9 protein-coding genes are annotated in these 14,658 nt (G+C 75.6%); 3 read left to right on the plus strand and 6 right to left on the minus strand.

Going from position 1 to position 14,658, the window contains the following annotated elements; genetic code table 11:
• Window positions 1-35: 35 nt before the first annotated feature.
• The 3 genes from J7462_RS08090 (at window position 36) to J7462_RS08100 (ending at window position 4,307) form a co-directional block, all read left to right on the plus strand.
• Complete coding sequence (locus tag J7462_RS08090; protein WP_219463157.1) at window positions 36-1,064, plus strand: pseudouridine-5'-phosphate glycosidase; 1,029 nt, start codon at window positions 36-38, stop codon at window positions 1,062-1,064.
• Window positions 1,065-1,078: 14 nt separating this feature from the next.
• Complete coding sequence (aroC, locus tag J7462_RS08095) at window positions 1,079-2,257, plus strand: chorismate synthase (RefSeq protein WP_219470126.1); 1,179 nt, start codon at window positions 1,079-1,081, stop codon at window positions 2,255-2,257.
• A 304-nt stretch (window positions 2,258-2,561) separates the two neighbouring features.
• On the plus strand, window positions 2,562-4,307 hold the full coding sequence (locus tag J7462_RS08100) for a ricin-type beta-trefoil lectin domain protein (protein ID WP_219463159.1): 1,746 nt from the start codon (window positions 2,562-2,564) through the stop codon (window positions 4,305-4,307).
• Between the two features lie 88 nt (window positions 4,308-4,395).
• On the opposite strand, the gene J7462_RS08105 is transcribed toward J7462_RS08100, so the two are convergent.
• From J7462_RS08105 to J7462_RS08130, 6 genes are all read right to left on the minus strand, one after another.
• Window positions 4,396-5,505, minus strand: coding sequence for a hypothetical protein (locus J7462_RS08105; protein ID WP_219463160.1), 1,110 nt, complete (start codon window positions 5,503-5,505; stop codon window positions 4,396-4,398).
• Window positions 5,506-5,586: 81 nt separating this feature from the next.
• The gene (locus J7462_RS08110; protein WP_308290814.1) at window positions 5,587-6,189 is read right to left on the minus strand and encodes a sigma-70 family RNA polymerase sigma factor; all 603 of its coding nucleotides are present in this window, start codon (window positions 6,187-6,189) and stop codon (window positions 5,587-5,589) included.
• Between the two features lie 222 nt (window positions 6,190-6,411).
• The gene (locus J7462_RS08115; RefSeq protein ID WP_219463162.1) at window positions 6,412-9,777 is read right to left on the minus strand and encodes an AAA family ATPase; all 3,366 of its coding nucleotides are present in this window, start codon (window positions 9,775-9,777) and stop codon (window positions 6,412-6,414) included.
• 109 nt (window positions 9,778-9,886) lie between these two features.
• Window positions 9,887-10,678, minus strand: coding sequence for a hypothetical protein (locus J7462_RS08120; RefSeq protein WP_219463164.1), 792 nt, complete (start codon window positions 10,676-10,678; stop codon window positions 9,887-9,889).
• Window positions 10,679-12,461: 1,783 nt separating this feature from the next.
• Window positions 12,462-13,544 carry a hypothetical protein gene (locus J7462_RS08125; RefSeq protein WP_219463166.1) on the minus strand — a complete coding sequence of 361 codons (1,083 nt, stop codon included), beginning with the start codon at window positions 13,542-13,544 and terminating at the stop codon, window positions 12,462-12,464.
• On the minus strand, window positions 13,541-14,629 hold the full coding sequence (locus tag J7462_RS08130; protein WP_219463169.1) for a hypothetical protein: 1,089 nt from the start codon (window positions 14,627-14,629) through the stop codon (window positions 13,541-13,543). Before J7462_RS08130 ends, J7462_RS08125 begins: the two co-directional genes overlap by 4 nt.
• Window positions 14,630-14,658 lie beyond the last annotated feature (29 nt).

Genomic DNA, 14,658 nt, shown 5'->3' on the forward strand with positions numbered 1-14,658 from the left:
CGACCGGCCCGGACCGGACCGACCGAGGAGCCCGCATGACACGCAACGTCCACTCCACCGTCGAGGTGCGGCTGAGTGAGGAGGTCGCCGACGCCCTGGCCGAGGGGCGGGCGGTGGTGACGCTGGAATCCAACGTGATCACCCACGGCCTGCGTTACCCGGACAACGCCGCCACCGCGCACCGGGTCGAAGATGCCGTCCGGGAGGGCGGCGCGGTGCCGGCGACGGTCGCGGTCGACGACGGGGTGATCCGGGTCGGCATGACCGCAGCGGACATCGAACGGTTCGCCTCCACACCGGGCATCCCCAAGGTGAGCGCCCGGGACCTGCCGGTGGCGCTCGCCCGGGGCGGCATGGGCGCGCTGACCGTGGCGAGTTCACTGATCGCGGCGGACCTCGCCGGCATCGCGTTCTTCGCGTCCGCCGGCATCGGCGGGGTCCACCGGGGCGCGGAGACCAGCATGGACATCTCCTCGGACCTCGTCCAGTTCACCCGTTCCCGGGTCGCCGTGGTGTGCGCCGGGGCCAAGAAGATCCTCGACCTCGGACTGACCATGGAATACCTGGAGACCCACTCGGTGCCGGTGGTCTCCTACCGCTCCGACGACTTTCCGGCCTTCTACTGCGTCTCCAGCGGGATCCCCAGCCCCTGCCGCCTCGACGACGACACGGTCGTCGCCCGCGCGGTGGAGAACCACTGGGCGCTGGGCAACCACAGCTCCTTCCTGATCACCACCCCGGTCGACGCCGAGGAGGCGGTGGACGACGCCGAGGTCGACCGGGCCATCGTCGAGGCGATGTCGGCCGCCCGACGCGACGGGGTACGCGGCAACGCCATCACGAAGTACCTCATGCGTGCTGTCGACGCGGCCACCCAGGGCCGCTCGTCCCGGGCCAACATGGCGGTGCTGATCAGCACGGCCCGGACCGGCGGCCACCTCGCCGCCGCCCACGCCCGCTACCTGGCCGAGGTGGGGAACCCGGCTGCCGCCGGTGCCGCCCCGCCGGCCCGGGTGCCGGCCGGCGCCGGGACGGCGCACGCCCTGCCCGGTGCGCGGACGTGACGGGGGTGGTGACGGTGTTGCGTTGGCTGACTGCAGGTGAATCGCATGGTCCGGCTCTGGTGGCGTTGTTGGAGGGGGTTCCCGCCGGGGTGGTGGTGACTTCTGGTGACATCGTGGGTGAGTTGGCGCGTCGTCGGTTGGGTTATGGCCGGGGTGCGCGGATGGCGTTCGAGCAGGATGAGGTCGAGGTCGTCGGTGGTCTGCGGCACGGCGTCACGCTGGGCAGTCCGGTCGCGATCCGGGTGGGGAACTCGGAGTGGCCGAAGTGGCAGACGGTGATGGCCGCCGACCCGGTGGATGCGGACGAGTTGGCGAGTCAGGCCCGGAACGCTCCGCTGACCCGTCCCCGGCCCGGCCACGCCGACCTGGCCGGCATGCAGAAGTACGGTCACACGGATGCGCGGCCGATCCTGGAGCGGGCCAGCGCCCGGGAGACGGCTGCGCGGGTGGCCGTGGGCACCGTGGCGAAGGCCCTGGTGAAGCAGGCCCTCGGCATCGAGATCGTGTCGCACGTGGTGGAGTTGGGTTCGGTGGCCGCGAAGCCCGGTTTGCGGCCGGTGCCGGAGGATGCTGAGCGGATCGACGCGGACCCGTTGCGGTGTCTCGATCCGGACGCGAGTGTCCGGATGGTCGCTGAGGTGGATGCTGCGAAGAAGGCTGCTGACACGCTGGGTGGGGTGGTGGAGGTGTTGGCGTACGGGGTGCCGCCGGGTCTGGGTAGTCATGTGCAGTGGGATCGGAAGCTTGATGCCCGGTTGGCGACGGCGTTGATGTCGATCCAGGCGATCAAGGGGGTGGAGATCGGGGACGGGTGGTTGCAGGCGCGGTCGCGGGGGTCGGAGGCGCATGACGAGATCGTGCCGACGGCGACGGGGGTGCGTCGGGTGACGGATCGGGCGGGTGGTTTGGAGGGTGGGATCACGACGGGTGAGCCGGTGCGGGTGCGGGCGGCGATGAAGCCGATTTCGTCGTTGAATCGGGCTCTGTCGACGGTGGATGTGGCGACGGGTGAGCCGGCGACGGCGATCAACCAGCGCAGCGACGTGTGTGCGGTGCCGGCGGCGGCGGTGGTGGCGGAGGCGATGGTGGCGTTGGTCCTCGCTGAGGCTGCCGTGGAGAAGTTCGGTGGTGACTCGGTGGCGGAGATTCGCCGCAACCTGACCGGCTACCTCGACAGCCTGATCATCAGGTGAGCGCCGGCTACCAGGAAGGGCTGACACGGGTGAGCGCGAGGAGTGCAGCGCAGCGGAGCCCCGCAGTCGCGAACGGAAGGTCGGCACAGGTGAGCGCGAGGAGTGCAGCGCAGCGCAGCCCCGCGGTCGCAAACGGAGGGCTCCACCGGTGAACCCGGGCCGGGGCGCTGCGGTGACGTCCGCCGCGTGCCCCGGCATTGCCGCCTCCCGGCGCTACCGGCAAACTCCTCCCTGATCCGACTGAACTTTCGACTTGCTCGGTGCGTTGAGAGGTCGAAGCCACAGCCTGTCGAGGAGCGCACCGGTGCCACTGACCTTCACGCCCCACCGCGAGCGGCTGGAACGATTCGTCGGTGGGGTGCGGCAGCGGTTGTCACCGCTGCCCGACGGCATACGGCGACGGCTGTCGCGCCTGCCCGGCCCACCGATCGTCGCGCGGATCATCGCCGGTCTGGTGGCCCTCGCGCTCGCTGTGCTGGCCGGTTTCGCCGCCACCACCGGGTTCGGCACGGCCACCGCCGACACCGTGGAGGGCAAGCCGGTCCCCGCCGACCAGGCGCCGCTGATCGCCCAGGCCGCGCTCTCGTGTCCGACGCTCACCGCGCCCCGCCTGGCCGGGCAGCTCATGGCCGCCTCGGGTTTCGTGGCCGACGCGCGCACCGACAACGGTGGTTCCGGGGTGGCCGGGTTGACCGACGAGCTGTGGCAGCGGTGGCTGCCCTGGCCCGACGCGCCCCGCCTGGACGTCGCGGCGAACATCGTCGCGCTGGCCCACCACATGTGCGACCTCGTCGGGCAGGTCGCCCGGGGCGACGTCGACGGCGACACGTGGGAGCTGGCACTCGCGGCGCACCACTCCGGGATGCCCGCGGTCCAGGCCGACCGGGGTATCCCCGAGGCGGCGGCCGGGTACGTGCGGACCGTCGTCGGCTACGCCGAGTGGTACTCCCGGCAGCCCGACTTCGACCGGGACGCGACGGGCGGGCCACCGACACCTGTCCCACCCGCACCGACCGCCGGCAGCGCACCGCGCCCCATCCCCGACGAGTACCTGTCGGCGGTCCTCGCCGCCGGCCGCGCCTGCCCGGCGGTGACCCCAGCCAAGATCGCCGGACAGCTCATGGCGGCGTCGGGGTTCAACCCGAACCTGCTCGGTGCGAACGGCGCGCAGGGCATCGCCCAGTTCCTCCCCACGGTCTGGAGCCGCTACGCGACGGCGGGTCAGTCGCCGTGGGAAGCCGCCACGGCGATCGCCACGCTCGGCCGGACCATGTGTGCCCTCACCACCGACCTGGGGGGACTGACCGCCGACCCGTACCCGCTCGCGTTGGCCGCCTTCCAGTGGGGTCCGGGGGTGCAGGCCGGTGGCGCCCCGGACCTGAGCATGGTGGACGAGAACGCCAGCCGGGTCCTGGCCTATGCCGCCTTCTACGCCCAGGATCCCCGGCTCGGCGGCCGTCCGTCGACGCGACCCCCACTGCCCGCCGGCACCCGGGGCCCGGTGCTGGCCCTGCCGCCCACGCCCGCCGGTGCGGGCCCCGGTCCCGGCGCCGGCACCGGCACGACCAGGCCCGGTGCCAACCCGACCAAGCCCGCCCCGGCGGCCACCGCCCCGTCCACGCAGGCAGCGGCCCGTCCGACCACCCCGGCGCCAGCGCCGGCGGCGTCCACCGGCTACCGCATCCGCGGGTACGGCAGCACCTGTGTGTACGCCCCCTCCACCGTCGACGGCCAGCAGTTGGTGATCTGGGACTGCAACAGCTCGGCCCGGCAGAAGTGGACCTTCGGCGGTGACGGCACGATCCGGATGGGTTCGCTCTGCATGGATCTGGCGAACGCCTCCAGCGCCGACGGCACCCGCATCCAGTTGGCGACGTGCAACGGCGGCTGGGCCCAGAAGTTCTGGATCAACGGCTCCGGCGACATGGTCAACTCGGCGATCGGCAGGTGCGTCGACGTCCGGGACTGGTCCACCGCCAACGGCACCGGCCTGCAGCTGTGGACGTGCAACGGCGAGGCCAACCAGAAGTGGACGAAGGTGAAGGCCTAGCCGGCGAGGACCGACGGGACGGCCCGACCGACGGGACAGCCGGAAGCACGGGGCAGCCGGACCAGTTGGGGCGGCGGGACGGGGCTGGTCAGCGGGGGCCGGTGGGGCGGCCGATCCGGGCCGACACGACCGCCGTCCCGTCGGCCTGCGCGACCGCGAAGAACGCCAGGGTGTCGACGGCGACCGCGATCTCACCGGTGACCTCCTCCGGCCCGGTCGTCGCCGTCCACTGTGCCACCTGGTAGGTCCGGGTGTCGGCGGCGACCGCGTAGAGCCGGTACTCGACCCCCGCCGTCAGGCCGACCACGGTGGCCCGCACGTCGGCGACCGGCCCGGGTCGGTCGGTACGGGCCGAGACGGTCACGGAGAGCCGTGCCGAGGCACCTACTCCCTCCACCGTCACTCCCGCGTTGACCGGGTTGACGGTGGACCGCCCCGCGACGGGTGCACCGCTCTGCTGCCGCTGCCCGAGCGTCACCCCCAGGGACACCGCCGCGACCATGGCGAGCGTGCCGGCGACGAGCCACCGCCGTCGCCCCCGCCGGACCCGGTCAGGCTCACGGCCGGCCGGACCACGGCCGGCCGCGTCCCGGGTGCGCGGTCGATCGGTCGGGGCCGGCCGCGACGGCGCGGGAGCCGGACGTGACGGCTCGGGCCGGGCGGGCGCGACATCGGCACCGGTGGCCGTGGCCGCGCCGTCCGCCCCGACGGCCACCGGACCGGTGGACACCGTCGCGGGGTCGGAACCGGACCCCCCGCGCGGAGCCGGGGTAGGGGTGGACCCAGGGTGCCCGGTCGGGGGCGGGGCGGGGGCGGAACCGGGCCGCTCGGCCGGGACCGGGGTGGGAGCGGGCGGGCCGCCCGCCGCCAGGGTGGGACCGGACGGGCCGGCCGGCGTCGGGGTGGGAGCAGGCGGGTCGGACGGCGTCGAGGTGGGAGCGGGCGGGCCGGCCGGCGTCGCAGCGGTGTCGGCGGTGAGCAGGCCGGAGACCTCACCGGTGGTCAGCCCGGAGAAGGCACCCACCAGCGGGCCCAGCCGGTCACACTCGTCCAGGCAGATCACGCAGGTGCCGAGGTGGCGTTCGAACTCCCACTCGTCCTGCGGGTCGAGGTCCCCCCACAGGTAGGGAGCGCACTGCTCCAGTGGGGCGTGGGCCACCGGACCGGGGGCGTCGCTGTCGCTTCGGAGGTCGGTCATGGCCTGTCAGCTCTGCTCGGGGAGGCAGCGCCTCGCGGCCCGCCGCAGCAATCGTATGTCATCACGGACGTGGTGGACGTCTCACGCACCGTCAACCTCCCCGATCACGGCGCGTAGCGCGCGCAGGGCGTAGTGTGCCCGGGATTTGACCGTCCCCTCGGCGATGCCGAACGCCGCCGCGATCTCGGCGGTGGACAGTCCCCGGAAATAGACGGCCTCCACCACCCGGCGGTGCTCGGTGCTGATCTTGGGTAGGGCGTCCCGGATGGTCTGCGCGGTCACCACCCGTTCGGCCACGTCGGCGGTCGCCGGCATCCGGTTGAGGTCCAACGTGCCGACCTCGGTCGGGCGGGCCTGCCGGGCCCGCGCCACGTCGATGGCGACCCGGCGGGCCACGGTGAACAGCCACCGCCGTTGGGTCTCCAGGTCGTCGGCGAGACTGTCGATGCTGCGCCAGGCCCGCATCATCGTCTCCTGGAGCAGGTCCTCGGCGAGTTGCCGCTCGCCGACGGCCAGCCTGAGCAGGAACCGGAACAGCGGCTCGGCATGCGCGGCGTGCAGCGCCTGTAGCCGCTCGTCGGGCGTCAGGTCGGTGGCGGGTGGTGGGACCCCGACTGCGGTCGCCGCGTCCGCGTCGGCCGCCACCCCGATGCCGGCCCCGCCCGGCGCGTCCGCGTCCGGCACGCGAGAAAGACCTGCCAACCGGTGCCTCCCCAGCACGCTCACCGTCGGCGTGACCGGCTGCGCAAGCGCTCTCGCACCTCCGGTCCCACGTCGATCCAGGAGAGCATACGGGTCGCCCCCGGGCATGCCGTCGCTGATGTCACCCGGTCTGCGGCGACGCCGCCGGGCCCGACCCGGACGGTCCACCTGCCGGGCGGTCAGCACGCCCACCACCCGGTCCGGCTAGGCATGTGCCACCACCGGCGTGACGTCCTCCGCCAGCAGGGTCCGCAGATCCGCGACGGTCGGCCCGGTCAGGCCGCGCAACCGACCGGCCTGCCGGGTCACCGCCTCGTCGAGGACCTGGCGGGCGTACCGGCCGTTGCCGAGGGCCCGGCCGGGCGGGGCCTGCTCGAAGTGCTGACGCAGGGCGGCCAGCGTCTCCCCCGGACAGTCGTACCCGCCGGAACGGGCCAGCCCCTCGAAGATGGCCACCAGCTCGTCGGCGGTGTACGGGGCGAAGTGGACCCGGCGGGAGAACCGGGAGGCCAGGCCGGCGTTCGCGGCGAGGAACTGCTCGATCTCCGCTTCGTAACCGGCGACGATCACCACCACCTCGTCGCGATGGTCCTCCATCAGCTTGACCAGGGTGTCGATCGCCTCCCCACCAAAGTCGTTACGGGCGTCGGGCGGTGCCAGCGTGTACGCCTCGTCGATGAACAGCACGCCACCGCGGGCCCGTTCGAACGCCTCCCGGGTGCGCTGCGCGGTGTGCCCGACGTACTCACCGACCAGGTCGGCACGGGCCACCTCGACCAGCTGGCCGCCGCGCAGCACCCCCAGCGCGGTCAACAGTTGCCCGTAGAGGCGGGCCACCGTGGTCTTGCCGGTGCCGGGCGGCCCCGAGAAGACCAGGTGCCGGGAGACCGAGGGTGCCGGCAGGCCGGCCCGCACCCGGGTCCGGGCGGCGGCCAGCAGGTCGGTCAGGTCGGCCACCTCCTGTTTCACCGCGTCCAGCCCGATCATGGCGTGCAGCCGGGCCAGCAGCGTGTCCACCGCACCGGCCGGCGGTTCGTCGTCCGCCGGACCGGACACCGTCTCGTCGAGGTCCTGCGGCAGCAACTGGGCCAGCTCCACTCCCGAGGCGGCACCGCTGTCGGACAGCCGGAACGCCTGCCGGCTGACCATCTCCTCGAAGGTCTGCCGGGCCACCCGGGCGTTGCCGAACGACCCGGTACGCGGCATCGACTCGAACCACGACTCCAGGGCGATCCGGGTGTCGTACTCCAGGGCGTAGTGGTGGCTGCTGCACAGCCGTTCGACGATCTGCACCAGCTCCGGGGAGGTGTAGCTCTCGAACTCGACGGTCTTGGAGAACCGGGAGGCCAGCCCCGGATTCGCCGCCAGGAACGTGCGCATCTGCGCCGAGTAGCCGGCGACGATCACCACCACCTCGTCACGGTGGTCCTCCATCAGCTTGACCAGGGTGTCGATCGCCTCCCGACCGAAGTCGTGCCCCGATCCGCCACCGTCGACCGGGGCCAGGGTGTACGCCTCGTCGATGAACAGCACACCGCCGATCGCCTCGGTGAACCGTTCGGTGGTCTTCACCGCCGTACCGCCGATGTGTTCGGCGACCAGGTCGGCGCGGGCCACCTCGACCAGTTGCCCGCCGGGCAACACGCCGAGAGCGGCCAGGATGCGGCCGTAGAGCCGGGCCACGGTGGTCTTCCCGGTGCCCGGCGCACCCGCGAAGATCATGTGCCGGGACATGGGTGGGGCGGGCAGCCCGGCGGCGGCCCGCCGCCGGCTGATCCGGTGCAGCCCGACCAGGGTCGCCACCTCCCGCTTCACCCCGGCCAGACCGACCAGCGCGTCCAGTTCGGCCAGCAACGGCGCGGCCGGGTCGTCGGCGGGCGAGCCGGCGGGTGGTGTCGCCGACACCACCGGGGCGGGGTCGGCGACCCGCACCGGGCCGGTCGGGTCGGGGCGTGCCGCGGGTGGCGGCGACGGGGACACCGGCGTCGCCCCGGTCCCGTCCACCGGGCCTGGTGGCGGCTGCCCACCGTCGGTACCGACGAGTTCGACCGCGGTGGCGTCGACCGTGGTACGCAGCCGACCACCCCCGTTGCCCCGTAGCTCGGTCTCGACCAGCCGCACCGGCCGGCGCGTCTGCACCAGCACCCCCGGGCCGGTGTTACCGAACACCTCGCACCCGGTCACCTCGCCCTGCGACTCCCCGGCCAGCCACACCCCCGGCCCGTCGCTACCCCGCACCCGGCTGCGCCGCAGCTGCACCGTCGCCCCGCGCTGGGCGGTCAGCCCGGCACCCCGGCTGCCGAGCACGTCCACGCCGGTGGCCCGCAGCCGCCCGGCCGACACGACGAGACCGGTGCCGCAGTCGCGCAGGGTCATGCCCTCCACGGTCAGCTCCCCGTCGGTCACCGACACACCGGCCGACCCGGCGTCGGTCACCGCTCCCCCTCGCGCCCGCAGCCGGGCCGACTCGGCGACCCGCAGCCCCTCCTGCGTCGGCGCGGTGACGGTCAGGTCGTCGACCTCGGGCCGGGAGGTGCCCCGGGCCAGCAGCCCGGACCGGGCCCGGACGACCGTCACCTCCCGGGCGCTGCCGGTCGCCGCGTCGGCGAAGAGCAGACCGACCCCGTCGGTGGCGCTCAGCGTGCCGCCCTCGATCCGGGGCGCCGCCGTACCGCTGACCACCACCGCCGCCCCGGTCTCCACCTCGACCCGTAACCCCAGGTAGCTGCCGGTGGCGGCGGCCTGGACACTCAGCCCGTGCCCGCTGCCGGCCCCGACGACGCAGTCGCGCAACGTCGGGTCGGCCGTCCCGTCGACCAGCACCGCCGGGCCGGTCGCCGTGCGGATCTCGCAGCCGGTCAGCTCGGGGCTGCCCCCGGTCACCAGCACCGGGGTGCCACCGGTGTCCACGATCCGGGTGTCGACCAGCCGGATCGTGCCGTCCTCGACCACCACCCCGGGGCCGTCGACGGCGGAGATCACACACTGCTCCACCAGCCCCCGGCCGCCGCCGGTGCACAACAGCCCGCTGCCGCGTACGTCGGTGATCGTGCAGCCGCGCAGCACCGGGTCACCGCCGGTGACGGCCACCGCCACGGTGCCGATCCCGGCGACCGTGGTGCGGACGACCTCACCGGTGCCGGCGCGTTCGAACAGCAGACCCGCCCCGGCGGGGTTGCCCACCCGGCAGTCCCGCATGGTCAGCTCCCCCCGGGGCACGTGCACCGCCACGACACCACCGGCCCGTACGCCACACCGGGTGAGGTCCAACCGACCGCCGCCGACCTGAACGGCCGGCATGTGCCCGCCGCCACCGAGCAGCTCGATCCCGTGCAGCGTCACCTCTCCCGCGCCGACGTGCAACGCCACCCCGTCGCCCCCGTCGATGGTGACCGTGCCCGGCCCCTCCTCGGCGATCAGCGTGACGTCGCCGCCGAGCTGGAGCTGTTCCCGGTACACCCCCGGCTGCACGACGACGGTGGCGCCGAACGGGGCGACGGCCAACGCGCCGGCGATCGTCGGCGGGCACCCCGGTTCCGTCTGGGAGACCGCCATCACGGTGCTGTTCACCCCTCACCACCCTCTCGTCTGGTTGATCCCCCGCCCACCGCACCCCGCGCGCCGCCGCCCGGCCGACGGTCGGCGGGTTTCGTCGTACCGGCCCGCCCCGCCACCGGCATCACCCCGACGGCGGGACGAACAGCCGCCCCGCCCCGTCGACGCCGACCCCCACCGGCAACGGCGGGGTGCCGCCGCCCGGCACGTCCCCCACCCCGGCGACCGCCCGCAACCGCTGCAGCGTCTGCTCGCCGCCCGGGGTAGGCCGGCCGGCCGGCAACTCCCGCAGGAACACCTGCCGCAGCTCGCGGTCACCCACCGGCTCGTCCGCCAACACCTGGAAACAGGTCCCGGCGGGGAAGACCGCCGTACCGTCGGTCCGGGGTCCGGTGTGGACGCCGGCGGATGTGGTGCGGGCCCCGGTGCCGGCCGTGCCGAGACCACCCAGCCGGCGGGCGCCGACGGACCAGATCACGAACTGCACCCCGGCGTCCGGCACCGGCGCGGGCGTCGGGTCGACGTCGAGGAAGGCCGGCTCCACCAGCAGTGTGCCGGGCGGGTAGCCGCCCGGCGGTGCGACGGCCGCGGCGCGGAAGACCGGACCGAAGACCACCGGCAGGCGACGCAGCCCGTACCCCACCCAGCGGGCCAGCACCGCCGCATCGTCGGCCGGCACGGCATCGCCCCGCAGGACCGCGTTCACCGTCTGCCGTTCCCCGACGCAGTAGGCGCGGACGGCGACCAGGCCCGCCGGCAGGTCCGGCGCGCTCACCGCAGCCACCCGCAGGCCGGGTTCCTCCGCCAGGGTCCGGGTCACCACCTGCGTGTACGAGTCGTAGCGGCCGGCGAGGATCCGCCGCAGCGCCGTCCGGTCCCCGGCGGTGGGCGCACTCCCGTCCAGCCGGAACGTCACCGGGACCCGCGTCGGGCCCTGCGGGGCCGGTCGCGGTCCGGGGACGGCGGCCGGCGGCACGCCGGGGCCGCCGGGTGCCGGTTCCGGTCGGCCGGGCGCCGCGTCGGGGGTCCCGACCGGGGTGTCCGGACGACCGGGGGTCAGGGCCGATCTGTCGTGGGCTGCGGCGGGTGGCACGGTCGGGTCGGGGGCGGGTCGGGGCGGGGCCTTCCGGGCCGGGCGGGGGCGGGTCCGTCGGCTCCGGGGCCGGCGGACGACCGTCCCCGGTCACCTCCGGCGACCCGACCCGGATCAGGTCCAGCCGGGGAGCGGCGAGGTGCCGCCACCGGTCCGCACCGTCCGCCGGCACGGCTGCCGGGTCGACGGCCGATGCGGACACGCCGACCAGGAGCACGCCCGGGGTGTCGCGGGCCGTACCGGAACCGTCCGACGGCGCGGCGACCGGCCCGACCGGGCGGGCGGTGGTCACGACGGGCCCGGCACGGGTCATGGCGGGCGCGGCACCGGTCATGGCCTGCGCGTCGTCAGGTGGTTCGGAGGTGGCGGGCGCGACGGGTGGCGTGGGGGACGCGGCGGGCAGGTCCGCCGGGGCGGGGAGCACCGGGCCGAGGTCGGTCACCGTGCGGGCGGTGCCCGCCGCCGGCCGGGGACGCCACCGGCGGAACGTGCCCGTGGTGGTCAGCAGCCCCGTGGCGGTGACCTCGACCCGGGCGTCACCGGCGACGACCGGAGCGCCGAGGGCGTCGGCGAGAGCCCCGAACAGCATCCCGGCCGTGGCTGGGTACGGTGCGTCACCGCAGAGCACCACGGGTCGCCCGGCACTCCGCAGGGCGGCCAGGTGACCGGCGAGCACCCCGGGTGGCACCGGCCGCCCGTCCACCTGGAAGCCGCCCGCGCCGAGCGCCACCTCGACCAGGTAGACGTCGAGCGGCACCGGAGCCTGCCGGCCCGGGCCCGCGACGTCGTCCCGCCCCACCGGCGTGCCGGCGGTCGGCGGGCCGACGGGGTCGGGCAGGAAGGACCAGCCACCGGGGACCGGTCGTCCCGGCGGGCGGCCCCGGTCACCGGCCGGCTGCCCGCCGGGAGCACCCGGACCGCCATCACCCGTCGGTTCCGGCCGTCCCGCGTCCTCAACGGACCGGGCGGGCCCGACGGACCGGGCGGGCAGGGTGGGTTCAGCGGACAGCGCGGGCACGGCAGGCAGGGCGGGTTCGGCGACACCGGGGCGGCGCGGCGCGGCGGGCGGCGGCGGCCAGGCGGCGGGCAGCCACGTGTAGCCGTCCCCGACCGGGGCGACCAGCCAGCCCTCGGGGCCGCCGACCGGCCGGGACGGCCCGGCAGGCGGCGGGCACCAGGCGGCGGGCGGGTGCTCCGGTCGGGCGGTGCCGCCGTCGGCGACGATCCACCGGCGGGCCGCCGGCACCCCCCGGGTGGACACGGCCGGGGCGTCCAGCGGAACCGCCCCGTCGATCCCGAGATCCGTGGCGAGCCCGGCCGCCAGGTCCGGCACCGCCACCGGGTCGGCGTAACCGCCGAGCGGGGCCAGCCGGAACCCGGCGGCCGACCCGCCGAGCTGGCGGGGCAGCAGGTCGGCCAGGAGCCCGAACAGGTCCGGTCGGGCCGACACGGCCGCCGAGCAGAGCACCACGGTACGGTCCGGGTCGGTCGGCAGCCGGGCGGCCACCCCGGCCAGGGCGGCGTACGGCTCCGCGGCGGCGTGGACGAGGAGCACGGCACCGACGACGGCGGCGTGTACGGGTTCGGGCGGGGCGGTCATCGTCGGTCAGCCCGCCGTCCGTCGGACCACGCCGGTGGCCTCGACCAGCGCCGCCCGGGACCGGTGCACCGCCACCGCGTCCACGTCGGGGGGCGCGTAGCCGGCCGCCCGGATCGCCGCCAGCAGGCCCTCGTCCGGGGCGATCCGGTACCGGGTGAGGTAGTGCGCGGTGGCGGCGGACCAGATCCACCGGCCGTCGCCGAGCAGGTCCACCGGCACCGTGCGGCCCGGGGTGACCACGTCGGGCACCCCGGCCGGGCCGGTCAGCAGGGGGAACCCGGCGGCGAGGTAGCCGGCGACCCGGTTCGCCTCCGCGGTCGACAGTCGGGCCCGGTCGGAGCCGAACGTCGGGTTCCCGGTCGCGTCGAGGGTGTCGAAGGTCGCCGCGACGCGTACCCGCTCGGCCGGTCGGGCGGCCCAGAGCAGGACGGCCTCCGCGAGCGCCCGCCGGTGGTACGCCGGCAGCCCGGCGAGGTGCCCGAAGACCTCGACCAGCGGTTCGGTCTCGCCCACCGCCGCCAGGGCGGCCTGGAGCCGCGCGGTGAGCGCGACCGCCCCGGTACGGGCCTGGACCAGATAGACCCGGGTGGCCGACGGGTACGGCGTGGCCGACGCCGGGCGTCGCCAGACCCGCCACAGCCCGGCGGGCTGTGCCGCCCCGCCACCGAGGGCGTCGACGGCGGCCCGGTCGACCTCGTCCACGCCGTCGGACGCGACGTCCCCGACGGGCGGGTGCACAGCGGAGCTGGCCGACCCGGGCGGGCCGGCGGCGGGACCGTTGCCGGGCTGGCCCGGGTCGGCGGGTGGGTCGGGTGTCCAGAGGTAGGGCGGGGTGCGGTCGTCCCCGGCGCGGGGCAGGTCGGCGAGCAGGTCGTCGGGCGCACCGGCGGCGACGAGCACCCCGCTGAGCAGCAGCACGTCGGGGTCGGTCAGCCGGATCTGCCGGGCGACGGCGGCGAAGGCCACCATCCGGGCCACCTCGGTCACCGCACCGTCGGCCAGCCGGGCGCGGGCGGTGCCGAGCAGCGCGGCGGGGGCCTGCCCGGCGATCCGCAGCAGGAGCCGGTGCATCGCCGACGGCACGCTCATGCCTCCACAACGGGGGGCCCGCCGTGATGGTTCACCCCGGTCCGGTCGGGGTCGCACATCGCCGCGAAGAGGTACGACAGCGAACGGTGCACCGCCACCGCGTCGAGGGTCGGGGCGGTGTAGTCGGCGGCCCGGATCGCCGCGAGCAGGTCCGGTTCGGGGGCGAACCCGTACTGGTCGGCGTAGTAGGTGACCGCCTCCGACCACAGCCACCGCCCGTCGCCCCGGACACCCGTGGGCACCGGGTCGACGGCCGACGCCGGATCGAAGCCGTCGGCCGACCGGTGCGGGCTGGTCAGCAGCGGCACCCCCGCGCCGAGGTAGGCGACGACCCGTTCCGCCTCGTCGTCGCTGAGGGTGCCGGGTGGGTCGGCGGGGTCCGGTGGGGTGGCCGTCCGCAGCGGCCCGGCGGGGCGGTCGGCCCAGAGCAGCGCCGAGTAGGCCAACGCCCGCCGCTGGTACTCCGGCAGCTCCACCGGCTCACCGAACGCCTCCACCAGCGGATGCTGTTCCCCGGCGGCCTCCAGGGTGGACCCGATCCGGGCGGCGAGGGCGACCGGTTGCGCGCCCTGCACGAGGTAGAGCCGCTTCGGCACCGGATACGGCGTGTCCACGGCCGGGTACCGCCAGGCCCGCCAGAGCCCCACCGGCCCAGGCGAGGCAGCCACCGTGGCGATGGCGACCCGGTCGAGGTCGTCGGGCCCGCCCGGGCCGTCCCCACCCACGGTCAGGTCCATGCTGTACGGCACCCGCCCACCGACCCCGGCCAGCACCTGCGGGCCCACCGGGGCCATCCCGTACACCACCGGCGGGGCTTCACCGGTGGCCAACCCGGCGAGCACGTCGCCGTCCGCACCGGCGTCGGCCAGGAGCCCGGCGAGCAGTACGTGCTCGGGCGCGGTGAGCCCGACGCCCCCGGTCAGGCAGGTGAACACCACCGCCTGGGCCACCTCGGCCAGCTGATCCGCCGCGAGCCACTGCCGGGCCGCGCTGACCACCTCGTCCGGGGCCTGCCCGGCGAGGCGCAGCAGCAGCCGGTGCACGGCGGTACGCCGATCGGTGGTCGGCCCGGTCGTCGTGGTCATGCCCCCACAACGGCCCCCGGGGCGTGCCG

Source organism: Micromonospora sp. RL09-050-HVF-A, assembly GCF_019374995.1.
Lineage (GTDB): Bacteria > Actinomycetota > Actinomycetes > Mycobacteriales > Micromonosporaceae > Micromonospora > Micromonospora antibiotica.